The sequence below is a fragment of the Mesobacillus stamsii genome (assembly GCF_030814065.1).
GTDB lineage: Bacteria > Bacillota > Bacilli > Bacillales > Cytobacillaceae > Mesobacillus > Mesobacillus stamsii.
Genome location: NZ_JAUSUN010000007.1, coordinates 1 through 24,703 on the forward strand (window position 1 = coordinate 1; position 24,703 = coordinate 24,703).

Annotated in this window: 24 protein-coding genes and 1 pseudogene; 6 read left to right on the forward strand and 19 right to left on the reverse strand. The window is 40.2% G+C overall.

Going from position 1 to position 24,703, the window contains the following annotated elements:
* Both J2S25_RS07495 and tnpA read right to left on the reverse strand, forming a co-directional pair.
* On the reverse strand, positions 1–689 hold a 689-nt coding region (locus J2S25_RS07495; RefSeq protein WP_307191600.1), incomplete at its 3' end, for an RNA-guided endonuclease TnpB family protein.
* Positions 690–724: 35 nt separating this feature from the next.
* Positions 725–1,092: pseudogene (gene tnpA, locus J2S25_RS07500) on the reverse strand (IS200/IS605 family transposase).
* Positions 1,093–1,376: 284 nt separating this feature from the next.
* On the opposite strand from tnpA, the gene J2S25_RS07505 reads away from it, so the two are divergent.
* The 3 genes from J2S25_RS07505 to J2S25_RS07515 all read left to right on the forward strand — a co-directional run bounded on the left by J2S25_RS07505 (position 1,377) and on the right by J2S25_RS07515 (position 3,425).
* Positions 1,377–1,760, forward strand: coding sequence for a four-helix bundle copper-binding protein (locus J2S25_RS07505; RefSeq protein ID WP_241768535.1), 384 nt, complete (start codon positions 1,377–1,379; stop codon positions 1,758–1,760).
* Between the two features lie 220 nt (positions 1,761–1,980).
* Complete coding sequence (locus J2S25_RS07510) at positions 1,981–2,490, forward strand: hypothetical protein (RefSeq protein WP_044395821.1); 510 nt, start codon at positions 1,981–1,983, stop codon at positions 2,488–2,490.
* Positions 2,491–2,975: 485 nt separating this feature from the next.
* Positions 2,976–3,425: a DUF305 domain-containing protein gene (locus J2S25_RS07515; RefSeq protein WP_044395822.1), complete on the forward strand. Its 450-nt coding sequence runs from the start codon at positions 2,976–2,978 to the stop codon at positions 3,423–3,425.
* Positions 3,426–4,823: 1,398 nt separating this feature from the next.
* On the opposite strand, the gene J2S25_RS07520 is transcribed toward J2S25_RS07515, so the two are convergent.
* The 15 genes from J2S25_RS07520 to J2S25_RS07585 all read right to left on the reverse strand — a co-directional run bounded on the left by J2S25_RS07520 (position 4,824) and on the right by J2S25_RS07585 (position 20,513).
* Positions 4,824–5,498, reverse strand: a complete 675-nt coding sequence (locus J2S25_RS07520; protein ID WP_044392145.1) for a response regulator transcription factor — start codon at positions 5,496–5,498, stop codon at positions 4,824–4,826.
* On the reverse strand, positions 5,476–6,882 hold the full coding sequence (locus tag J2S25_RS07525) for a sensor histidine kinase (RefSeq protein WP_307191601.1): 1,407 nt from the start codon (positions 6,880–6,882) through the stop codon (positions 5,476–5,478). Before J2S25_RS07525 ends, J2S25_RS07520 begins: the two co-directional genes overlap by 23 nt.
* Before the next feature lie 54 nt (positions 6,883–6,936).
* Positions 6,937–7,545 (reverse strand): class I SAM-dependent methyltransferase, encoded by a 609-nt coding sequence (locus J2S25_RS07530; RefSeq protein WP_241768437.1) that lies wholly within the window; start codon positions 7,543–7,545, stop codon positions 6,937–6,939.
* A 100-nt stretch (positions 7,546–7,645) separates the two neighbouring features.
* Entirely contained in the window at positions 7,646–7,870 is a 225-nt protein-coding gene (locus J2S25_RS07535) for an SHOCT domain-containing protein (protein WP_052806972.1), read from the reverse strand.
* A 134-nt stretch (positions 7,871–8,004) separates the two neighbouring features.
* Complete coding sequence (gene cydS / locus J2S25_RS20115; protein ID WP_431305964.1) at positions 8,005–8,103, reverse strand: cytochrome bd oxidase small subunit CydS family protein; 99 nt, start codon at positions 8,101–8,103, stop codon at positions 8,005–8,007.
* Between the two features lie 11 nt (positions 8,104–8,114).
* Entirely contained in the window at positions 8,115–9,140 is a 1,026-nt protein-coding gene (locus J2S25_RS07540; protein WP_044392148.1) for a cytochrome d ubiquinol oxidase subunit II, read from the reverse strand.
* The gene (locus J2S25_RS07545; RefSeq protein ID WP_044392149.1) at positions 9,137–10,483 is read right to left on the reverse strand and encodes a cytochrome ubiquinol oxidase subunit I; all 1,347 of its coding nucleotides are present in this window, start codon (positions 10,481–10,483) and stop codon (positions 9,137–9,139) included. The genes J2S25_RS07540 and J2S25_RS07545 overlap by 4 nt, the downstream gene beginning before the upstream one ends.
* Before the next feature lie 483 nt (positions 10,484–10,966).
* Entirely contained in the window at positions 10,967–11,605 is a 639-nt protein-coding gene (locus tag J2S25_RS07550) for a response regulator (RefSeq protein WP_044392151.1), read from the reverse strand.
* Entirely contained in the window at positions 11,602–12,636 is a 1,035-nt protein-coding gene (locus J2S25_RS07555; RefSeq protein WP_307191602.1) for a sensor histidine kinase, read from the reverse strand. The genes J2S25_RS07550 and J2S25_RS07555 overlap by 4 nt, the downstream gene beginning before the upstream one ends.
* A 91-nt stretch (positions 12,637–12,727) precedes the next feature.
* Positions 12,728–14,134: an MBL fold metallo-hydrolase gene (locus tag J2S25_RS07560; RefSeq protein ID WP_044392154.1), complete on the reverse strand. Its 1,407-nt coding sequence runs from the start codon at positions 14,132–14,134 to the stop codon at positions 12,728–12,730.
* A 19-nt stretch (positions 14,135–14,153) separates the two neighbouring features.
* The gene (locus J2S25_RS07565; protein ID WP_307191603.1) at positions 14,154–14,720 is read right to left on the reverse strand and encodes a helical membrane plugin domain-containing protein; all 567 of its coding nucleotides are present in this window, start codon (positions 14,718–14,720) and stop codon (positions 14,154–14,156) included.
* A gap of 19 nt (positions 14,721–14,739) precedes the next feature.
* Positions 14,740–15,933: an NAD(P)/FAD-dependent oxidoreductase gene (locus J2S25_RS07570; protein WP_084221740.1), complete on the reverse strand. Its 1,194-nt coding sequence runs from the start codon at positions 15,931–15,933 to the stop codon at positions 14,740–14,742.
* Positions 15,934–16,976: 1,043 nt separating this feature from the next.
* Positions 16,977–18,143, reverse strand: coding sequence for a hypothetical protein (locus J2S25_RS07575; protein WP_128721468.1), 1,167 nt, complete (start codon positions 18,141–18,143; stop codon positions 16,977–16,979).
* A 68-nt stretch (positions 18,144–18,211) separates the two neighbouring features.
* Entirely contained in the window at positions 18,212–19,603 is a 1,392-nt protein-coding gene (locus J2S25_RS07580; protein WP_044390577.1) for a cytochrome ubiquinol oxidase subunit I, read from the reverse strand.
* Between the two features lie 13 nt (positions 19,604–19,616).
* Positions 19,617–20,513 carry a c-type cytochrome gene (locus J2S25_RS07585; protein WP_052806908.1) on the reverse strand — a complete coding sequence of 299 codons (897 nt, stop codon included), beginning with the start codon at positions 20,511–20,513 and terminating at the stop codon, positions 19,617–19,619.
* A gap of 143 nt (positions 20,514–20,656) precedes the next feature.
* On the opposite strand from J2S25_RS07585, the gene J2S25_RS07590 reads away from it, so the two are divergent.
* Positions 20,657–21,583, forward strand: coding sequence for a LysR family transcriptional regulator (locus tag J2S25_RS07590; protein ID WP_044390573.1), 927 nt, complete (start codon positions 20,657–20,659; stop codon positions 21,581–21,583).
* Between the two features lie 64 nt (positions 21,584–21,647).
* Positions 21,648–22,811 (forward strand): ROK family transcriptional regulator, encoded by a 1,164-nt coding sequence (locus tag J2S25_RS07595; RefSeq protein ID WP_307191655.1) that lies wholly within the window; start codon positions 21,648–21,650, stop codon positions 22,809–22,811.
* Positions 22,812–22,929: 118 nt separating this feature from the next.
* On the opposite strand, the gene J2S25_RS07600 is transcribed toward J2S25_RS07595, so the two are convergent.
* Positions 22,930–23,340: a DUF2892 domain-containing protein gene (locus tag J2S25_RS07600; RefSeq protein ID WP_307191604.1), complete on the reverse strand. Its 411-nt coding sequence runs from the start codon at positions 23,338–23,340 to the stop codon at positions 22,930–22,932.
* Positions 23,341–23,452: 112 nt separating this feature from the next.
* On the opposite strand from J2S25_RS07600, the gene J2S25_RS07605 reads away from it, so the two are divergent.
* Positions 23,453–23,944: a spore coat protein gene (locus J2S25_RS07605; RefSeq protein ID WP_307191605.1), complete on the forward strand. Its 492-nt coding sequence runs from the start codon at positions 23,453–23,455 to the stop codon at positions 23,942–23,944.
* A gap of 58 nt (positions 23,945–24,002) precedes the next feature.
* On the opposite strand, the gene J2S25_RS07610 is transcribed toward J2S25_RS07605, so the two are convergent.
* A complete protein-coding gene (locus tag J2S25_RS07610) occupies positions 24,003–24,623 on the reverse strand; it encodes a spore coat protein (protein WP_307191606.1) in 621 nt (206 codons plus the stop codon).
* Positions 24,624–24,703 lie beyond the last annotated feature (80 nt).

Genomic DNA, 24,703 nt, shown 5'->3' on the forward strand with positions numbered 1-24,703 from the left:
CCTTTCTTTCTGCTAGACAAGATACGCTGTTCTTTTGCTAATTTGTCTAATGATTGTCGATAGAAACGTGGGTAATTGGCTTTCTTACCCTGTTCACTTTCCACATATAGACCATCCATAGCAAAATCTAGTCCAACAACTTTCTGAATGGACACTGGTTTAATTTCTTTCTCGTATTCTGTCAAAATCGAAAGATAGTATTTACCTGATTTTGTTTTAGAAATCGTGCAAGATTTCCATTTATAGTCAGCAGGGATTTCCCTGTGCTGTTTGATTTTTACAAGTTTTAGTTTTGGTAGTTTGATATGACCGTCTTTCCATTCGATGTTTCCATTGACTAAGTTAGTTGTGTAGGATTGTTTCGCTTTACGGTTCTTGAACTTTGGAAATTCTGCATTTCCTTCAAAGAAATTCTTATAAGCCGTCTGCAAATTGATTTGTGCGTTCGCTAAAGCTAGCGAATCCACTTCTTTTAGAAATGGAAATTCATCTTTGTATTTGGCAGGAGTCGGGACCTTTTGTTTTTTAAGTGCTTCTTTATCGTCTTTGAATTTTTCATAAGTGTCCTTGCGTTCAGATAATATCTTGTTATAGACAAAACGAACACAACCAAATGTTTTAGCTAATAACACTTCCTGTTCTTTGTTTGGCAACAATCGAAATTTGAAAGCTTTGTTTTGTTTGGTCATATCCATTCGCCTCACTTTTGACCTTGATTTTCGATCTATTTTTTGATGGCATCAATTGGAGCACCGTCTGTTGTAAGCAGGCAGAAACTTCTTGACCAGAACATTTCTTTCCATAGCTTTTTTCTGATATGCGACAAATCTCTCTTTATCAATCGAGAACTTGCACTCTTATAAACATTGATGAACTTTGATCATTAAGAGTTTGGATGTACTTTGAATAAGATGTGAATAGGGTCTTTATCATGATTCCATTCCACTAAAGAATACTTACTTCCAATCTCAGTGAACATCTCTTTTGCAAAATCAGATATTTCACTGTCAAACACTTGTTTGCGGTATTTTACAACCAGTGCAAGATGATAATGCATCAAGAATACTGAATATTATTACTGTCTAATTTCATTGATAAATCAATTTATTCTATCTAAGACTGATTATACCCAAACCTTTGGCTAAAGCCAACCGAAATTCATCTCCCACCTACTCATTGGGCTTTAGCCCTTCCCATTCCTTGAGGATGAGAGACTTCTTTCGGAAATCCGTTAAAATCGAAGAAAATCTGTCTTCCTGTTATTTGTGAAGGATGATCCCTCAATAAATTTCATTTACGAGTAGGGGCATTGATACATGCACAGAATCCTCCCTTCACCATATAAATAAAACGTTAAATAAAAGGAGGTATGTGTTTTGTATTCAACACAAACATTCAGACAATATGGGCAATATTCGGGGGCTATGGGAGGTCAAATGGCGATAGGATCTTCGTTGCTGCATACTGTTCAGCACTGTGAAGCAACATGTGAACATATGGTCACTCACTTGATTGGTTTACCACATGATGATAGGAGAGACGTTCAGATTCTGTTAGTAAGAGATTGTGCCGATATGTGCACACTGATGGCAAAATACCTTGCAAGAGACAGCTTTTTCTCAAAAGCTCTTGCCAATTCTTGTGCCTACGTCTGTGAACAGTGTGCACTGGAATGCTCTAAGTTCCCAGATCAGATGTCCCAGAATTGCGCCCAAGTTTGCCAGCATTGTGCCCAGGCTTGCAGGGCATTTGCCGCGTAAATTTGACTCCCAGTCAACCAGCAAAACACCAGTAAAACAAGAGATATTCTTGAATTTACAAGGTGTTTTTTTTTGTGCAGCCAAATCAGACAGATCCTTCTTTACCCCTAAGTTGAAAATTGGTTTTACCTGTACTGACGCTACATAATATAGTTTTTAAGACAAATTACCTTACACCGGCAGGGTGAGTATCCTACTAAAAGAGGAGGATGATAAACAGATGAATTTGCCTGCCGTCGACTTAGGGATTATGGTCGAACATTTAAGTACTCATGAAGGAGTCATCAATAAGCTGAAAATGTATTATTCTTCAGTCCAAAACCCTATGTTGAAAAATATTTTGGAGATGAATATTCATACATTGAGAAACCATGTCAAGACGATGCTAGCGCTTATTGACCCTGACCAAACACATAAAGTACATTTGCCTGAAATGAAACATTTTGATTTTCATATGAATGCTGGAAATCTTAGTGAAAGCGACAAAAATATTGCTTTTGAAGCAAGGTCCACTGCGAAGTTGATGGGCAGCGATAATTTCACTTCGGCTTTGATGATGAAGGATCCCAACGTGAAAAATATCCATGTTCAAATGGCTTATCAGGATGTGAGCATGCAGATGATCTATGACCATTTAATAAAGCATACTCATGAAGAATTCATTCCAACTGTCAGTAAAGAAATGCAACGTATGACTTTGCAGCACTTTAAACATGTACAAAATGAATAGAATTTTTAGCTCGGGAGCCGCTGGCTGATGGCTCCCGGCTGTATATGGCAGCGTTTGTGCATTTTTTATGCAGTTTATTTGCTTGAAGAAGTGGTAGAAAGTAATAAACCCCAAAAAATAGAACAGGAGGAATCCATATGTTATTGCCTGCAACTGATAAGGGGCTAATTTCCGAACATCTATCAGCCCACCACGGCTTGATAGCTAAGATTAAGGTTCAAAAAACAGGGTGAGAATGAGGATTTTAAAGAACAAGCTCGATTTGTTAAGAAGCCTTATGAGACTGATGATGAACATGCGAAGTCCTTGCGAAGAGGTTCCTACATTGGACGAGCTTCCATTTGAAAACCAATTTGTAGGAAAAGTGAAAAATGGGAGTTAGTTGAACAAGCATCTTGCTTAAAACCATTCTCGATGGGCAGCAGACAGCAACTGATTAACATAAGAAAACACATTCAAAAAATTATTTTTAGAGGTGGATATGAATGAAGCCATATATGAAATTTGCCGGAATGGTTATTGTCTCTACAATTGCCATGTTTATCTTTAAATATCTCAACACCTATAAACTGGATCATGTCTATTTCAGTGAATCCAGGGCTTATATGGCACTTTTAATGGGAGCCACAATGACTATGATTATGTTAGCGTTTATGCGTAATATGTTGGAAAATCGCAAATTAAATACAGGAATTGTAGCTGGCAGCCTTGTTGTTTTCTTCGTTTCACTCTATTTATTGCGAAGTCAAGTCCTCGTGGATGATGTCGATTATATGGAAGCCATGATTCCCCACCATTCCATTGCAATTTTAACTAGTGAGCGAGCTCAAATTACAGACCCAAGAGTTCGGAGGTTGGCCGACAGCATTATAAATGCCCAAAAAAAAGAGATCTCTGAAATGAAGAAATTGATAAATGACCTGGAAAAAGAATAGCAAACCTCCATTATTCGTTAATTTAATTTGACGATTGAAATCAAGTGTTAATTGCAGTAAAGTAGCCATTATAAGAATCCTTTCTGATGGTTATTTCGTCGATGTTTTAACCTTATCAGAAATGGATTCTTTTTTCATTTATTTCATGCATGAATGATTTACAAGAAAGCCTATTAAGCAGGTGATATTTGCCTATTTCTGAAAATCAGTGAATATTTCAGGGCAAAAGAAAACCGGGCAAACTGCGCCCGGTCTTTTTTTGGTTTTGCTGATTAACGGGCTGTTGATTGGAACGGATGACACTATTCTTTATACAAAAGAAAAAAACTGGAACTAGTATCTAAACTGCATCCAAATGCCGAAAGATACCCTTATGCGAACATTTTTCCCTCCATAAGGGCACCTTTCATGCCGAAAGATACCCTTATACGAACATTTTTCCCTCCATAAGGGCACCTTTCATGCCGAAAGATACCCTTATGCGAGCATTTTTCCCTCCATAAGGGCACCTTTCATACCGAAAGATACCCTTATGCGAGCATTTTTACCTCTATAAGGGCACCTTTCATGCGGAAAGATACCCTTATGCGAGCATTTTTACCTCCATAAGGGCACCTTTCATACCGAAAGACACCCTTATGCGAGCATTTTTCCCTCCATAAGGGCACCTTTCATACCGAAAGACACCCTTATGCGAGCATTTTTCCCTCCATAAGGGCACCTTTCATGCCGAAAGATACCCTTATGCGAGCAATAAGTAAAACTGTATCCATTTTTTATCTCAATACATCTTTGAATTCATTTGGCAGGATCGAAGCGTCTCGAGGGGCAAGGCGCTGGAGCTGAAGCTGGACAATTTTCAAAGAAATTTATATTTTCTTATTCTTTAAGAAAAACCGGGCAAAAACCGCCCGGTCCTTTTTGGTTTAGGCTGATAATCGAATTTCACTCCAGAAACTCGCTTTCCGCGGGGCGACAGGTGAGTCTCCTCCTCGCTTCGCTCAAACCTATTCCGATAGCAACCGAGCCTCTCACTATCCAAATAAATAATTTCACCCCAAACTCTCACAGGATCGGTTTTTTGGTAAGAACTTAGAACATGTCAATATAACCGGGCTTTCTTGACAACTTTTCGCTCATAGCACCCAAACCTACCTCTTCTTTCTCCTGTAAACAATCCAAACGACCAAAAGTATACCCGCAATGATAAAAATCACCCAAATTAGCGGACCGAACCAAAACATCATATGATGAGCCATCATTCCTCGCTCCATCATCATGCCCATAGGTCCGGGGGGAAACCAGACCATCCGGATGACAAATGCAAAGATAAAAATCCCCATCAGTATAAAGAATGATGATACTATAGCCGGCAATAAACGTTTCATAAGATCACCTTTATTCTACTTTATATCCCAATCCCCAGACCGTCTTAACGAGATTCTTATCAATACCGGCAGACTTCAGCTTCTCGCGCAGGTTCTTGATATGGGAGTCTACAGTCCGGTCTTCTCCCATAAACTCGATGCCCCAGATTTTATCAACAAGCTGTTCTCTAGACAACACCTTGCCTCGGTTTTCTATCAGGGCATGCAGAAGGTCCAATTCTGTCTGTGTCAGACTAAGAATTATATTGTTATATACGGCTTCCCTGGCTGTTAGGTTGATAACAATTCCTTGATATTTCAGGATGTCATCCTCTTCCTCTTTGCTTTTGGACCTTCTTAACAGCGCCTTGATCCTCGCTAGCAGCTCCTCTGCGTCGAAAGGCTTTACCACGTAGTCGTCTGCTCCAGTGGACAGCCCGGTCACCTTGTCTTTGACTGAGCCTTTTGCTGTAAGCATGATGACTGGGACATCAGAAATCTTCCTGATGTGTTCGACCGTTTGCCATCCGTCGAGCAAAGGCATCATGATATCAAGAACAATCAAATCATAATCATCCCTTTTTACTTTTTCCAAAGCTTCCTGGCCATTCTCTGCATTCTCAACTTGGTAATTTTCCTGCCGGAGATATAACCCAATAAGCTGTCTCATCTCAAATTCATCATCAACTACCAATATTTTTTCCATGACTATCTCCTATTGGTTTTAAGTATATTGTGAAAATAGAGCCTTTTTTCTCCATGCTTTCGACTTGAATGTCCCCATCGTGAGCCTCAATAATTTGTTTGACCACATAAAGCCCGAGACCCGTACCGCCAGTTTTCCTAGTCCTTGACTGGTCGACCCGGTAAAATCGCTCCCAAATCCGAGGGAGGTCCTGCTCGGGTATGCCTAAACCTGTATCGCGTACTTCGATCACAATAAACTCTTTCCTTAAAAACGAGGTAATTGCCACGCTGCCTTCGTTTGAATATTTAATTCCATTTTCGATTAAATTATAGAAAACCTGTTCCATTCTGTGGACATCAATAAATAGGTTTGGAAGATTCTTTCCCAGCTCGATGCTGATTTCCAGACCTTTTTTCTGCGCTGCCGGTTTTAGGCTTTCAAATACTCTTTCAATGATCGTGTTTATGTCTGCCCGCTCTTTGTTCAACTCGAATTGACCTACCTGGAGCTTGCTCATTTCAAACAAGTCGTTGATCATAAAAGTAATCCGCTGTGCTTCCCTGTTAATGATGTCCAAGTATTGAAGCTGCTCCTCAGGATCTTTGACAAGTCCTTTCTTTAATACATCACTATAGCCTTTGATGTAAGTGAGCGGAGTACGGATTTCATGCGATACTGCAGAGAGAAACTGGTTCCTGCTATCCTCATAATATTGGAGCTGCTCCCCAAGTGTTTGAATGGAACTACCCAGTCTCGCTATTTCATCATCGCCTTTATAAAGAATATTCTGCCTATATTTCCCCTGGGACATTTTCATCGTTGCTTCCTCCATTTGCAAAAGCGGCTTTGTCAGCCTTCTCGACAAGAAGCCGATCAAACCAAAAGCCAGCAGGAAGATACCGATACTTGCAGAAATAATCAATACATTCATAGTGAACACGATATCCCTTAAAATCGAAGAAGGATAGTACATATAAAGGTAGCCTTCCCCATTGCCGATTGGAGAAACGGAAATCAAATATTTATGCTTCCGCCAATCACTTACCACTATTTTCCCTTCCTTCAAATCGGAAGCGGGATCAAGGTGCTCCAGCATTTCCTTATCCGGAACGGTAGAAGAACCAATAATCTTTCCGGCAGAATCCGTAATCAACACTTCCGTAGGCACCGTCTTTTCCATCAAAATGACATGATCAATCGTAGCATTATCAAAATTATTTTCAAGAATGCTAGCGTGATTGTTTCCTCTTGCAACCAGTTCCTGCTTACTATAATCAACGACAATATTGGTAAACATCCCGTACATCGTAAAACCAAAGATCATCAGCAGGGCAATGAACACTACGCTGAATACTAATCCAATTTTAAATGAAACACTTCTGAATATGCTATACCATTTCATCGGATGCTCCCTGACCACAAAAAAACGATTCATGCCTTGAACCGTTTTTTTTGACTATTTAGCTGGAGACAGCTCCAGTCTTCTCATGATGGAACCCATTAGGCGTTTTTCGCCTATAACAGATAATCCGGCAGCTTTAATATTCTCCATCGTCTCACGGTTTATATTTGCGCCCCACATCCTTACTGTGACAGGGTTGAGGAGGTCCATGGCCAGTCCTGCCACTTGGTTTTCGCTTCTCATATGCTCGAGCATTAAAATTTGACCATCGGGTTTGCAAACCCTTCTTAACTCCTTCAGCCCCTGGACCGGATCGGGTACAGAGCAAAAAACACAAACCGATACAATTGTATCGAAGGTGTGATCCGGAAACGGTAGTTCCTGAATATCCGCCTCGATTAATTCGATGGGATAAGGAACAGTAAGACTGGGCGCCTTCTGCTTCGCATACTTCAGCATTTCGCTGCTGAAATCTACTCCCGTTAAAGATTGGATACTGTCAGGGTAGGAAGCGAGATTCGCTCCTGTCCCGACTCCCGCTTCCAGCACTTTTCCAGTTGCTTCGTTCAGCAAGTCTCGTCTCCAATCTTCGCGGATCATTTTGTCCATGCTATCATAAATTTTTGAGACACGGTTGTATCTTTTTTTTATTTTTTCATTCAACTTTTGATCCAGAAGGTACCATCCTTTCTAAAAAATATTCTTTCTTGCTATGTTCCCATTATAACGGCAATTTATACAAAAAGGAGGTTGCAATACTTCCTTATAACAGTTTTTCTTTGATTTGTTCATATTCTTCTGTAGTAATTTCACCTCGTGCCAATCTTCCTTTGGCCACGTCAAGTGCTTCATTGCTCCCTGACTGGCTTTTCTTTCTGTTCTGGTTAAAGGCTACATATAACAGGACTCCAATTACAAGTACAATTAATAGCATCATCAGTGATCCACCTCCCATTCCATATCCACCAAAATAACCTGGTCTCATCATTATTCCCTCTCTCCTTCCGATACTTTCTACCTTCATTCTCTATGAAAAAGATGAAGAAAGTATGGAGGATAAATATTTTTTCTAAAATACAAAAAGCTATCATCCATATCATGGTTGACAGCTTTTTGTATTAGTTATTTCACCTTTTCGTCCTTGCCTACAAGCCAAAATGAAACAATTATCGAGGCGATGAGGACAAGGAAAGGCGCATAAAAAATTAAGAATTCAGCCATTTTCCAACCTCCTATGCATGGTCGTTCTTTTTTCCCTGGACATAGTCCTTATTAAATAAAAACAATCTTAACAGCAGGTACAATGATGGGAGCAGAAGCCCGAGCCCACCGAGAAAGGCGATGATGAGCGCAATCGCCATCGCTTCATTTGTAAAGCTATCATATATGCTAAGATACGGATAAAGCAGATATGGGTAATGGGAAATACCATAGGCAAAAAAGGCGACAAAGAATTGCCCGGTTAATAGGCCAAACGCCATTCCGTATGACTTGCGTTTGCTAACTAAGTATACCGTCCCTGCAAACAGGAGGAAGGAGATGGCAAACAGCCACCACAGATCCATCAGCCTGCTGTAATGTTCCGGGTTGTGGTCCTTGAGTTCCACAATGATGCCTGTCGCAGTCACAATCAACGGCACCGACCAGGTCAACGCATACTTCCTTAACAGTTCTGTTGCCGATTTATCCTGTGCCTTATTGGCATACCAAGTTAAAAAAACAGCCGAAATGTATAGTACTGAAGTCAAGCTCAATACCACAATGCTCCATGTCAAACGACTGGTGAACAGCGCCCAATAGTCCAACTCTATCCCCGAAGCAGTTTCAGTTACAAAACCTCCCTCAGAAATGGTCAGCACAATCGATAAAGAAGCAGGGATGACCAAACCGGTGAGTCCGTATAAATAAGTGTACCTCTTATGCTTCAAACCACCGTAAGTCGTAAAAGCATAATAAGCTCCGCGGATTGCGAGCAAAACAATTGCAATACTGGCCGGAACCAGTAGGCTGGTGCCATAATAATAAGCTGTTTTTGGAAAAAAGCCGATAATACCCACGAAGAAAAAGACGAGAAATACATTCGTGACTTCCCAAACAGGCGACAAATATCGCTGAATAATTTTTGTTAAGATATGCTGATTCCCTCTGAACAGGCTATAAGCATTAAAAAAACCTGCTCCAAAATCGACGGAGGCAACGATGACATACCCAAAAAGAAATAGCCATAGAACCGAAATTCCAATAAATTCAAGCGTCATCGAAACTCACCTTCCTTCTCCAATTCCCTATCAGCCAGTTCCTGTTCCACCGTATTTTTCCGGAACATTCTTGTTAGTACATAGGTGCTGCCAATAGCCAGGAGCAAGTACAAGCCTGCAAACAGGACCAGCATCAGATCGACCTGTCCGCTTGTGGTTGCTGCATCCTCCACCTTCATGTATCCTCGCAGGATCCAAGGCTGCCTTCCGACTTCAGCAAACCACCAGCCAAGTTCAATCGCAAGCATAGATAACGGTCCGCCTAAAACAATCAGCCAGCGGAACCATCTTGTATGAATGAAACTCCATTTCAGCCATACACCGAGGACATACAAAAGCGAGAGGGCAGCCATCCACATTCCAATCGTCACCATTGTATCAAATAAATAATGGATGTAAAAAGGCGGAACCTCATCTTCCGGAAATTCATTCAAGCCAATGACTTCCGAGTTCGGGTTGCCATGTGCCAAAATGCTCAGTGCGTATGGGATTTTCAGTGCGTATTTTACTTCGCCATCATCAAGTACACCGTATAGCATTAGCGGTGCGCCCTCATGGGTTTCAAAATGCCACTCGGCTGCTGCTAGCTTTTCCGGCTGGTATTCTGCCAAGTATTTACCCGAAAAATCACCGATGATCGCAGTAGCAATAGAAAAGATAAGACCGATTTTCATCGTTAAGAATAATGCTTTTTTATGGTAGATATGATTAGACCCTTTTAGCAGCCTGAATGCCCCAATCGAAGCAAGAACAAATGCAGAGGTCATATAGGCGGTCGCAACTACATGGGCGACCTTCGTTGGCATTGCCGGATTGAACATTGCCAGAATCGGATTGATATTGACCAGCTGTCCATTCACTAAGTCAAACCCTTGCGGCGCATTCATGAACGCATTGACCATTGTAATAAACACGGATGAAGCGGATGCACCGACCGCAACCGGAATCAAAAGCAGCAAGTGCTTCTTCTGATTTTCAAATCGATCCCATGTATATAAATAAATTCCCAGAAAAATTGCTTCAAAGAAAAAAGCAAAGACTTCCATAAATAGTGGAAGCGAAATGACATTTCCGGCAAGTTCCATAAAACTCGGCCACAGCAATGACAGCTGCAAGCCAATTGCTGTCCCAGTCACTACTCCAACGGCGACCGTGATGACAAAACCACGCGTCCATCTTCTTGCTAGTAAAATATAATGTTCATCCTGTTTTTTAATTCCCAGCCACTGAGCAATCAAAATCATCAGCGGTATACCCACTCCAATGGTGGCATAAATAATATGGAAGGATAATGTTAACTCCGTTAAGACACGGCTAAAAAAAATCGATTGTTCATTCCCCATTTTTCAGTACCCCATTTCTATCCTGCAAAAATTCTTCCGATAAATGACAGACCCATGATTGCCGCCACAATAAAAGCAAGCCACATCAGCATTCTTTCCTGTTTTTTATACATTCATTCACCTCAATTATTATTCCCTCTATTAAGAGGCAGTACTTTTTTCCGCTACTTTCTTTCTTCCCATTCTCAGCGGATGCGAAACGACAAACCAAAATTATTCGAAGGTTGCTCGTTCCGATTATACACCATCCCAAACTGACAAATTCAGTAACTGGCCTGCTTGAGTATCTTCATCCTCATTTTCTCACAATATTTATGAGATTAATATTATCTTAAAGGATGACTGATTCTGTCTGTATAGGGCCACTCCCCTATACTTCTCGCAAATTTGAATAATTTGTGAACATTTCCACTGTATTTACGTTGTTAATGCTATTTTTTATGAAAATCGTAAAAAAACTCCTACATAGTAGAAGGAGCAGCATTAAAGATTGTAGTAATAGTTGTTCAATCCATATTGGATCAAATCAGATTTATTTTTTAAGTTTAATTTCGTCATAATATTTGCTTTATGGTTCTCTACCGTTTTCGGGCTGATATGAAGTTTCTCAGACACCTGTTTATTTGTATAGCCTAAAATCACAAAGCGAACAATTTCCTGTTCTCTGATTGTCAAAACGGATGCGTCATTTTCTCCTTTAAGGTCGAATAATTTATCTAATTGTTCAGAAGGAATACCTGCTTTATAATACCGATTGCCTCTATAAACTGTGGTGATTGCCTCAAATAATTCACTGGATTGGCTTTTTTTCATAATATACCCTTGAACATTAATGTCGATGGCTTTCCTCAAGTATACTTCTTCATCGTGCATCGTTAATAAAATGACCTTTGTCTCTTTGTTTTGATGCATGATTTCTTGCGATGCCATAAACCCGTCTAAACCGTTTGGCATGGAAATATCCATTAAAATCACATCTGGATTGGTTTTCGCCGCTAGGATGATGGCCTCTTCTCCATCTCCTGCTTCGCCGACAACCTCGATGTCCGAATAAGCTTCCAATAATAAAATGATTCCTTTCCGAATAAGAATATGATCATCCACCACCAGTACTTTAATCAAAACAGACCCCCCTCCCCTATTGGAATCGATATAGCAATGAACGTGCCTTTTCCTATCTGTGAATCGATCGAGAATTCTCCATTTAATTGATTAACTCGCTCACTCATATGCTTTAGCCCTAATCCGCCATTCCTGCTTGTTGCAAGGTCAAACCCTTTGCCATTATCACTTATGTTGAGACTGAGTTTTTCCCAATCCCTTTCAAGAACGATCTCCACTTTGGTTGCAAAAGCGTACTTGATAATATTGTGGATCGCTTCCTGAACCACTCGATATAAATTGATTTCTATTGCTGGACTTAGCCGATCGCGAATATTCGTTTTGAACACAATTTGAAGGTTTTTATTGGTTAGCTTTATCGTTGATATCAAGCTTTCAATTGTTGCAACCAGCCCTAATCGGTCAAGACTTTGCGGCCGCAGTTGATACGAATAGGACTTAACATCGTTCATCGCCTTATCTAATTCTTTTCTGACTTCTCCGAGATATGTGTGCAGCCTTGGCTCCGCAACGAAGGATTCAATTGCCTGCAAAGCAACGGAAATGGTGAATAATGATTGCCCAACTCCATCATGCAGCTCCTGTGCCAATCTTTTATGTTCATTTTCTTTTGCTTCAATCAGTTTCTTGATCATCAGCTTGGAGATTCTAGCTTCTTCTTCCATTTCTTTTCTATCCTGGTCTCTTAATACTAACAAATACTCTTTTTCGCCAGTTTTCACATCATGGAACATGAGTGCAGTACTCATTTCGACGTTAATTTTTTTACCATGATAGGCAGGCATTTCGGATAAAAAATAAGGAACTTCGTCATTCTCGATAAGATAACATTTATTTTCATTATTCTTCAACTTCCTATTTTCACAAAAAGAACAATACGGGACTTTGTCGATAATTTTCCAGCCCGTTAACCGTTCAGCAGAGGGATTCATCAATAAAATTTTCCTCTCCTGATTCATAATAATAATCCCATCTTGAATGTTTTCAAAAATTTGCTTTAAATATTTTTGTTCCAGTTGAAATTCTTCCATCCAAATCGCCCTTCTCACCCCGGTATAAAGATTCGGGGCCCGTTCATAAGCGAACCGACCCCGATGCCTCATACGGCTTGATGACACTCATTTATTCTTTAATGTCTCTAACCCAACGGGTATAACCACCCAATAAATTATAGACATTTTTCATTCCGTTCGCTTGAAGGATGCTTGCTCCGATCGCAGAACGCACTCCAGACCCACATTGAACAATAATTGGCTTATCTGTGAGGATTTCATTTCTTCTGTCAGGCAATGTTCCTAACATAATATGCTGCGCCCCATCGATATGGCCATCATTCCATTCTGACCGGTTCCTTACATCGACCAAATAAACTTCCTTATTTTTAATCTGTTCATATACCTCAGTTGGGGTTACATTTACATAGCTTTCTAAGCTGCTATTTCCTTCTAGAAATTGGCCAATCAAGCCATATCCGACAATATAATCGATTCCGACCGAATGCAAGGAAATCATCAGTTCATCAAGAACATCTTCACTACTTATTAGTATATACAAAGGTTTATGATAATCAATCAACCAGCCTGCCCAGTTGGTAAAAGATTTATTGAAAGGAATATTGATTGTTCCAGGAAGATGTCCGTCAGCAAAAGAGTCAGCATCACGGGTGTCGAGTACCTGCCTTCCGGATTGGATCAACTCCGATAATTCCTGATTGGAGTTGATTCGGCTAAGTTCTGGATTCTCCTGAAGCAGCTTTGGTCCTATTTTATTTACAGACTTCATGACTGCGAAATACTTCGGTGGTTCCGGCTGGCCTTCCAGCAAGGTTTGAATAAAAATTTGTTCATCCTCTATCTGCAATGCCCAATTGAATTGTTTTTCATATCCGACTGTAGTGGAAGGAATTGCTCCCAAAGCCTTGCCGCATGCACTACCAGCCCCATGAGCAGGCCATACTTGCAGATAATCAGGCAAATTTCTGAATTTTTTTAATGATCGAAACATCTGTTTTGCTCCATCTTCAGACGTTCCTTTCATCCCCGCTGCCTTCTCCAGTAAATCCGGCCTGCCCACATCGCCGACAAATACAAAATCACCCGTAAACATACCCATTGGTTTATCTGCGCTTCCGCCCTTGTCTGTTAGCAAAAAAGAAATGCTTTCAGGTGTATGACCAGGTGTATGCATCACTTCAAACAATAAATTTCCTATTTTAAACGTGTCCCGATCTTTTAATAGCTTATGGTTCACTGACTCGAGGTTTTGGTATTTCCAATCTTGATCGCCTTCATCGGATAAATAAAGTGTAGAATCAAGTTTCGCTGCCAGCTCCCGAGAACCTGTCACAAAATCAGCATGTATATGTGTTTCAAGTGCCCCAACGATCCTTAAACCCTCCTGGTCAGCGACCTGCAAATAAGGCTGAATATTTCTCATTGGATCTACTACTATCGCTTCACCAGTGGCTTGACAGCCGACTAAATAGGATGCATGTGCCAGTCTTTCATCATAAAAATAACGTAATAACATATTTATTCCTCCATTATAATCATTTCTTATTGTCTGATAACACTTCTAAAGTGGCATGTACATAACCTAATCCTTTTTGTACGCTTGGATCCTTTAACCATTTCATAATGGTTAGCAGCGAGTATGTTTGATGCTTTGCTTCTGCTCGTTTCTTGATCTCATTTACTAATTTCATGCCCTTTTCGCCTTCTTTTACGAAAGGATCCACGTATTCATGAAGCATCCCGGAAATATATGCCATTGATTCCGTATCCTTTAACACGCTATTCATAAAAATGGTTAATTCTTCTAATTGCTCGACTACTCGAACAATCGAAGGGAGTTTTTCCATAAGAGTGACGAGTGATTTTATCGTTTCTTCATTTATACTATACTGCGTTATCTTCTCTTCTAATCTATCGATTGACTCGCGATCCTGTAGAAATGCCTGAGCAAACAAAACAATGTCTTCAAGCGATTGGTAAGTCTTCTGAATTTCCGGCATTTTTCTTACTAAATCAGCTAATGAGGCTTGAACCTCTGGTTGTTCTAATTCTGACACCCATTCAGGTCTTTGCTTTTCCTGTTTGAATTCTGATATTGCCATAGCGGTCTTCCCCCTTCCTTTACATGGTTCCTTTTAACATACCATCCCAGTATAAAATCGGCAGAAAGTCTTTTTTGAGGATATACATACTATGACGTTCCTTCGCCTGATTAAATGGCATCGTTTCCATCGGATTTTTATCGTAGTCGAATTCTGCTAAGATTAATTTTTTGTAACCTGTCACAAGCGGACAAGATGTGTATCCATTATACGCTGCTTCGAGCATCTCACCTTTCATAAGCGAGATTACATTTTCAGCTACTACAGGTGCCTGTTTCCGGATCGCAGCGCCAGTTTTCGATGTAGGCAAATTACTGCAGTCCCCCAACCCGAAAATATTTTCAAACCGGCTATGCTGAAGTGTATATTTATGGACATCGACCCAGCCATTATCATCTGAAATGGCGTTTTCCCTGATAAACTGAGGGGATCGCATTGGTGGCGATACATGAATCATCTCATACGGGACGACTTCCTGTTCCTTCGTATCCAAGTCTTCAAATACAGCTTCTTTTTCATTTGCGCGGATTTCTACTAAGCTCTTTCTAAACCTAGCATCGATTTTTTTCCTTTCAATTACTTTTTCCAATGCTATGCGGTAAACGTCTACATCAAAGATCGCAGGATTAGCGGAGCCAAAGATGACATTTGTTTGATTTCTAACTCCCGTTTTATTGAAATAATCATCTGCCAAGTACATAATTTTCTGAGGGGCACCACCACATTTCACAGGCGTTGCAGGGTGGGTAAAAACGGCATTCCCTCCTTTAAAAGTACGAATCAACTCCCAAGTATAATCCGCGTGTTGATAGGAATAGTTGCTAGTCACACCATTTTTCCCTAAAGCATCTCTAAGCCCTTTCACACCATCCCAATGAATTTCAATCCCTGCTGCAACAACTAAATAGCTATATTTGATAACGCTTCCATTTTTCGTGTTCAAATGATTTTCTTCTGGTATGATGTCAACAACTTCTTCTTTCTTCCAAACAACACCATCCGGTATAACCGATTCCATTGTGCGCTTCGTAACTTCCTTATCAGATACCCCTGCACCCACTAATGTCCATAATGGTTGGTAATAATGGAATTCAGATGGATCAATAATCGCTATTTCACCCTTAAGTGCTGGCAAATTTCTTAACAACCTAGAGGCGACAGAAATTCCACCAGTACCTCCACCGATAATGACTACTTTGAATTCACTTTTCAATGCAAACAACCTCCCCAATTTCCCTTTCTCGATTAACTGTGTTTACAACTTAATAATAGTGAAAACCCTATACATTTGCCATAGGGGCTTCCCCCTATGTTTTTATAATTCCAATAAAAAGAACATTCGCACACCCAGATAAGGATAATATTTAATTTAGATTCTACCAAGAAAAGCGCAAGCGCCTTGGTCAGCCCCGACAAGCGCTGGAGGGCCTGACAGTGAAGTCGTTCTTTGACTTCATTGGCAGGACCGAAGCGGCTCGAGGGGCTAGGCGCTGGAGCTAGACAATTCTCGAAGTGAATTTTATACTTTTGTATCTTTCAAGAAAAAACGGGCAAAATATGCCCGGTTGGTTTGGCCTATCATCGGGTCTGTTGATCTCCACTCCAGACACTCGCTTTCCACGGGGCGACAGGTGAGCCTCCTCCCGCAGGAGTCGAGTGTCTTCCGTTCCAATCAACAGAGCTATAGCTAATTGGAAATCATAACTCCCCAAATTTTATATGTTTCGTTTTTTTCTAAACCAACTGCTATAAGGGCATCTCTCTGGCGGAATGATACCCTTTTGCGAGCAGTTCTACCCCTATTAGGGTATCTCTCTGATGGAATGATACCCTTTTGCGAGCAGTTCCACCCCCATAAGGGTATCTCTCTGGTGGAATGATACCCTTTTGCGAGCATTTTCCCCTCTATAAGGGTATCTCTCTGGTGGAATGATACCCTTTTGCGAGCAGTTCTACCCCTATAAGAGTATCTCTCAGGTCGAATGATACCCTTTTGCGTGCCTTTCCTCCTTCATAAGGGCATCTATCGGGCGGAATGATACCCTTATGCGAGCATTTCCCCCTCCATAAGGGCATCTATCAGGCGGAATGATGAACTTTTGCGTGCATTTCCCCCTCCATAACGGCATCTCTCACGCGGAAAGTTACGAATTTCATGGAGGCGACGCTGGACAAGCGTCTCGAGGGGGCTAGGCACTTTCACATTCTAAAAAAAAGAAAGCTGTCACCCTTCTTGTGGATGACAGCTTTCCCTTTTTAAAAGTAATTCTTGCTGATAATGATGATTCCTGTTCCGATAAACACTGATATATATAGTAAGTATATGAAAACGGAAAAATTCCATTGTTTTTTAATGGTTTCATCTTGATCTCCGGCATATTGTTCCTTTGCTTTCCCGCTTTTGTAAGCCAGGGTCAGCATGTACGTGATCAATGTTCCGCCAACTACTAACGTACCAAAAAATAAGATCGGAGCAAGTGAATCGATATTTGTTTTGTAATCATAAATGCTTGAATTGAATTTTTGCATAGTATCAAATCTTACCGTCTCTCTCATAATCGAAACAGACAGAATACTGATAAGACCAAGTACTCCGTTTAATCGGCTAAAATTCACGAGGTTATTTCTTGACAAATAAATCGACACTATATTGCCCAGGATGAATACGAGCCCCATTAAAATCAGCGGGTGGAGAATGATTCCGGCTGAGCTAAAATAATACAATGCGTCAATAAAGGTTAAAATCCCACTAATCAAGGAAATTTTATATCCTTTGCCTGCAAACCACTGCAAGTATTCCTGGTCCTTATCTTCTCTGTTCCGGTAGTACCAGCTATAGATCGTCATGAACATTCCCGTTATGAAGAACGAGAGCAGTAAGAACAGCAAATATCTAGGAAGGTTGAAAGCGTAAATATTCCAACCATCCGTGTTCATCGTTGTCCCGTTACTCGTATACCAATCGACCCATTTTTCAGGGAAAAGTTCTTGATAGCTGAAAATATGCATGATTCCACCGGCAGCGACCACTAGGAGGATGGAGAGAATCGGAAAAATAGCAGTGCTTTTTTTCGCTCCCAATTTATTTTTGAAATAAAATACATATAACATATAGTAAGAAACTATCAAAATAGGAATAAAAGCCATTACCCAGGAAGCAGAAAGATTATTTGCTGTATACCATGGTCCATCATAGATGATTTGAGTAAAAAGCAATGGCGCTACCCCAAATACAATTGCTAATGAAAAGGACACTTTTGCAACCTGTGTCATCGTAATAGAAGCAATATTCCAATTTGCATCCTTTTTAAAAAATCCATAGATGCCAAGTCCAAGTCCACCGATCAGTAAGTTCACAAAAAGCATATGAAAAGTCCAAGTTACCACCATAAGAAGCTGTATTACCCAGGGATAAAAATCCACCCCACCTGGGTAACGTAAGCTTTCGAGCATCATTTGTGTATCCAGAACGCTCACCCCTTTATTTCTATTTAGTTCTGTGCTTTTTGGCTCTCTTCAGCCAGTCTTTTTTTATTAACATCAGCAAGAAAGGCTGCCAGTGCCTGCTTCTCTTCTTCCGTTCCAACTAGTTTAGGCATATACGCCGCGCCACCTAATTCAGGATGACCGCTAAGCCGCGCCTCTAAGAAGTCATAGATGATTTTTTCATCGGTTAACGTTTCGATCTTTTTTGTCAATGATCTCGCGCCATTCGGTTCCACGCTATGACAGGCCGAGCATTGCAATAACGCCACCGTGCGTCCGGCATCAACTTTGTTATCCGCTTCTATCGTCTTCATCGACTCAGGGACAAACGGGTTTACACTTAGTAATCCGTTTTTGTCAATCGTTTCTACTTCACTTTTCACTTTTTTAGCAGGTATGTCCCGAGCAATAATTTGGTTGCTCCACATAAATTCTCCGACAACAAAAGGCTTCCTAATTGTTTCCCTAATCTTCTCCTCTGGATAAAGCGCAAGCGCCAAAACAAACAGGAGCATCAAAATAGCTGGAGTGGCGCGCTTCACTCTCTTTGAGGTAATGTACGTAATAATGAAAAAAGTGATTGTAACAATGACCATTGAGAATAAAGATGTCTTAAATATGTCTGTGATTGCATAATCCAAAATTTCTGAAGACCGCTGTGGTACGGTCTGAATGTAGAGCAGATAGAACAATGTGCCAAACGTTATTCCGCCAATCCCCCACATCGACATAACGCGGTATATACTGGATTTCAACTCTTGATTTTCCAGTCTCGTCGAAATGACAATTCCCATTAAGGCAGCTAACGCAAACATATAACTTGCCCTCATAAACGCGTGCGGGAAATAATTCAAGTTATAAAATGCATCCATGGCGCTTCCTGAAGTAAACCACGCATCACCACCAGGTGACAGCATGAAAGACAAAATACCGACAATCGCCAAGAGTGTCATAAAGGATGCAGCTGCAAACATCCAAGTGAGCCTCATATAAGACTTTGCATCAATTTTGTTGATAATATAGTACAGGACATAAATAATGATTACCTCAGTTACAAACCAAACCCATTCTGCAGCCCATACCCAGCCAAAATTATGAATGAGCGCAGAAATCCCTCTTGGACTTGCAACAGTAGTCGCAAACCATATACCAGGCCCTGTTATCGAGCCAATCACATAGGATGTGATCAGCAAGGTAAAAATATATTTTTTCACATAGAGCATGATTTCTGGCTTTTTCTCTCTATATGATTTAGTAGCCAAATAGGCTAATAGGAAGGATGCACCTACTGACATGTGAGAAAACAGTACATGAACCACTGCAGTTATCGCAAGGATATTATTCGACCCAAAATTCGGTACATACCACAGTGGATAAAATCCGATGATATCTTCCATGTTTTCTCCTCCTTTACTTTTCGTTGTCCTTGTTCTTTATGTCTTTCATGGAATCCACTTCATACATTAAATCATCTGGAATTTGTCCACCCGGATAGTCCTTGTGCTTATCTTTAAAAAACGGCCTATCATGGGAGTTTATATAGGCTGCTAGATTAACGGCTTGTTCGGTTGTTAAGCTTCCTGGTTTGATATTTCCCATTTGGGCTTTCGGCATATCGTTTTTAATAAAGGCACCGATCGTCCGAATCCGGTTCATACCTGCTCCGTCGTTGTAAGAATCGTCTCCCCAAACCGCTAAACCGTTTTCAGACGCCGCATCTGTTGCATGACAACTGATACATGCGGTATTAAACAATTTTTCTCCTTCTTCAATATTTGGTTCAGGCAAGTCTCCCTCTAGCTTCTGAAGCGCCCAATCCCGCTCTTTTACTTTTTCTGGAACATTTTTAGAAATAAAGTCTATATAGGCAACCATCGCTTTCAGTTCAGTAGAGTCTTCAGGCAGTGGCTTGCCGTTCATACTCCTAACGAAGCAGCCATTAATTCTTTCATCAAGTGAAACTATTTTTCCATCTCTGACATTGAATTGAGGATATGTTTTGGACACGCCGATCAAGTTAAGCGAGTTAATCGAACCTGCTTCTTCCCCACTGGCATGACAGCTGATACATGACATCGTATTCCCGACATTTTCTGGTAATTCAGTGTCGGTATGGATCATCAGTTCTTTTCCGCGTTTGATCAAGTCAGCGTTTTCTTCTTCATCTGCGCTGCTCATTGCTGGTACAGCCGGTGCTGATGTTAATTCTGAGTTGTTTCCGTTATAATAATGGGTGACTATTAGATAGATCCCGAACGCAAACACGATAATGGAAACTGCCTTTAATCCTGTGATTATTTTTTTCAAAATGACTGCCCCTCCTCTAATGGTAATGAGAATCTTTTTTATTTAGAATGATTCCAATTCCCATATTAAACATTTCTTGTTTATAAGTTAAATATTAATATTTAATATTACTTATTAGTATTTTTTATAAAAGGGTGAATTCAATGAACTTAGAAGCACTTAAAATCTTTCTTACCTTAGCAGAAGAAAAGAATTTTACAACTACTTCCAAAAAACTGCTCATATCCCAGCCAAGTGTCAGTTTGCACATAAAAAATTTAGAGGAGGAATTGCAAACTAAACTTTTTTGGCGGACGACCAAACAATTAAAAATTACACCCGAAGGCTTAATTTTGTATGAGAAAGCTAAACAAGTCCTTCACTTAGTGGAACAAATAAATGAGGAAATAAAACAGAGGCAAGGAACGATTAGCGGGGTATTAAAGATAGGGGCATCATTTACAGCTGGAGAATATCTCCTGCCTAGAATATTATCCAGTTTAACCCAAAAATACCCTGACATGAATTTAGAAATTGAAATCGGCAATACCAATAATGTTGCTGAAAGGATCAATTCTTTGGAATTAGATATAGGAATCATTGAAGGGGATATCGGTTTTCCTGATTTGCGTTCAGCAACCTTTTTCAGCGATGAACTATTTATCGTTGCCAATTGTGACCATCCTTTAACTGTAAAGAAGGAGGTGGACATCCAATCATTACAAGACCAAACGTGGATAAAACGCGAAGAAGGCTCCAATTTGAGAGTTTATTTGGACCAGTTTTTATCCAGCAATCAGCTTCGGGAAAAACATACGATTGTCTTTAATAGCAATGAGGGCATCAAAGAAGCGATCATTCATGGAGCAGGCATGTCCTTACTTTCTTCCACTATGATTGAAAGGGAGCTCCTACATGGATATATGGGGAAAGTCCAATTTACAAAACAGGTTGATTTCCATCGAAAATTTGCTTATCTTTATTCTCCTTTTATGGAAAACAATCTTCTTGTCCGGACTTTTATTGAAGAACTTCAAGATAACCCGCTTAGTCTCCTTGTGAATCAGATGCGGCAGGGTGAATCCACCTAGCAATTCAACAGACAATCGTGAAATAAAGATGAAGGATGGGAATTCAAGGATGCTAAAGGATTTGATGAACCAAAAAAACGAAAAAATGAATACGACGAAGAGTTTGTACCGGTTTATCCATCGTCATAAGTCTGCTTCTAAAATCGATATGCAGACTGAATTCAAAATTCCATTATCGACTTTGAATAGGATGCTTGATCAGCTGGAGACGATGGGATTAATTCGGAAAAGTGGCTTAAGTGACCCAAATGGAGGCAGGCCGCGCGTGTTGTATGAAATACTCCCCACCGCTGGTTATATTTTCGGCATTGCCATCAGCAGATCTCATGTAACGGTATTATTGCTTAATTTGCGGTTTCAAGTTGTTGGCGAGAAACGGTTCATCGTTACAAGGCTTCATACACCTAACATAACAATGAAGGAAATTCAAAAGCAAATTCAACAATTGCTTGCCGAAAAGCAAGTGGACAAGGATCAACTTATCGGTATCGGAATTGGTGCTGTCGGACCTTTGAACAGGGAGAAAGGAATGATTTTAAATCCAGAGGCGTTTCCAGCAGAGGGTTGGCTTAATGTGCCGATTAAGGATATTATCGAGGGTGCTTTATCAGTACCAGTTTCCCTAAATAATGGTGCTGATTTGGCAGTTCTTGCTGAGTATTACTTCCAATATCCTAGAGTGGAAAGCATTTTATATTGCACGATCGGATATGGATTGCGTTGTTCTTTTATTCAGGAAGGGAGTTTATTGAATAAAAAGGATGGAGATGCAAGTTCCTATGGTCATATCGCCATTGAAGCGATAAATGGCCGACCATGCTCCTGCGGAAAAAAGGGATGTTTAAATACTTATGTCACATTCGATGCCATAATGGATTCCATCAAGACAAATGATCTTCCATCATTCCAACCCGTTGAAAATATCGCCGAATACTTAGTTAGCGAAATTCGCAATGATAATCCAATTGTTAAAGAAGCTATCTTGAACTCCGCACTGTACCTAGGAATCGGAATTGCAAATATGGTCAAAATCCTCCATCCAAAGATTGTCGTCCTTGATGGCCAGCTTGTTCATGCCTATCAAGATTACTATTTGGAAGTGAAGAAAGCGATTCAGGAGAATCGTATCAACCAGAGCAATGACATTCTCGAAATCCGCATGAACTCTTTTGGGGAGCAAACGACCGCCATCGGAGCAGCCGTTCAAATCTATCACGAAAAAATCTAAAACTTTTTCGTTGTTGATAAGCTGCTAGCGGATCCATGCTCTCTTAGACTCCAATTCTGCGCATGGAGACATCCGAGCGGGTCGTGCGCAGATTGGCTCTTATTTTATGAACAACCTATTATCCTCTTTGATTTAGCACCCGTTTTAACGCTTCTTTCTCTTCTAAAATTTCTGTTGCAGTCCGGACGCCGAGCCTCCTGATCACCGATAACGGAGGACACCACCCTTGTAGAGAATGCTGTAGCATAAACACTGCTGCAATTGTGGAAATTAGAGACCATTTTTTATTTCTTATCGCCCCGATAAACGTTGTCACAATAACAATAAGCGCGAAATTAACCTCAAGTGTCCGCTCTGTATCCCACTCGTAATCAAGTTCTTTGATTCTCGCCTTAATGTCTTCGTCACTTTTTTCGGTATATTGCTCAATATTCCGTTTTGTTCGAGATTTAATTTCTCTATTTACTCTTGGACTCGAAAACATATTCACCTTCGTAGTCGTAGGGGGAAACAGCATCTTTATGGACATCGTTATCTCTCCAGTCTTTTTTTAAAAAGTAAGTTGCCTCAAATGAATCGGTAAATCTAGCGAATCATATCTGAAATCCTTGAAAAGTAATAATTCGAGGAGGGAAATGACTATGGATTATCAGCAAACAGCAACATTGGCTTGGCATGAATCACTTGAACTACATGAAATTGTCGTGTTTCAATCCACCTGTTTAGTTAGCATGAAGCAAAAATATCCAAATGTTTCTAATCAACAATTAAAAGGTTTGTACAAGGAAGTTATTTTGGCTGTGGAACAAAATCTAACCGAATTATTGCCTTTTTATCAATTCGTTCCAAACGATACCAACTATGAATCCCGTGACTTGGATACTAGTTTTTTTTCAGCTGATTTATTAATTTTCTTAAAGACATCCATCAGGAATTACTCTGTGGCGATTACAGAAACTGCCACACATGAACTGAGGGTTATCCTGACAAACCAATTAATAAAAGCAATCAATGCCCAGGAAAAGGTTTTCCAATTTATGTATCGCAATGGGTATTACCCCGCATATGATTTGGAAAAATTATTTACTAATGATGTGAAACTCGGTACAAAAGCGATCAAAAAAAAGTATTGATTCAAAAAGCAGACCAGAAGGATAAATGTTCTGGCCTGCTTTTTTCATTTGCCCTTCCTTATGAAAGAAAAGTATTATTTTCCACTTCCGGATTGTGTTCCTGCGCGAAAAACGCTTGGACTTGATCACTGTCCTCTGGCACAATCTCATACATAGCACCTATTTCGGTTATTTGTTCACTTGAAGCTTGACGAACCGGATAATAGCCTCCTTCCACCATATATTGCCATACGTCATAGGCGTGTGAGCTGCTCATAATAAAAGCCGTTTGGCAAAATGCGCGGATGTCAGGATGGACCATTTCCATTGCTGACCAGGCATATTCTCTTCCTGCTCTTTTTAAAGTCAGCAGATAGGCAGTTGCCATTTCACGATCATTCATGTTTTCTATTTCTGTCCTAGGCTGAATAGGCAGAGTTTTGACATTGTTCATAGCAATGGCGTTGTTATGTGCGATATTTTTTAACATAGGAAGTGTTTTTGTTGGCCCCTCCAGTTTATTCAAAAATTCCACCTTCATATTGTAATCCCTAACATGCATTGGATAATGCCTTTCTAGGATCGTTTTGAATTCTGGATCTTGAACATGATGTAACATGTAAGCCATATTTGTTAATGAATTCACACAACTCATTGTTAATTCATTCAATTGGTACAATTCATGTGTGGAAAGCTGCATTTTATTTTCCTCCCTTTCATTTACGGTCCTGTTTATTTTGCAAAAATCGCTCGTTTTTATTCATTGAAAAAAATTTACAC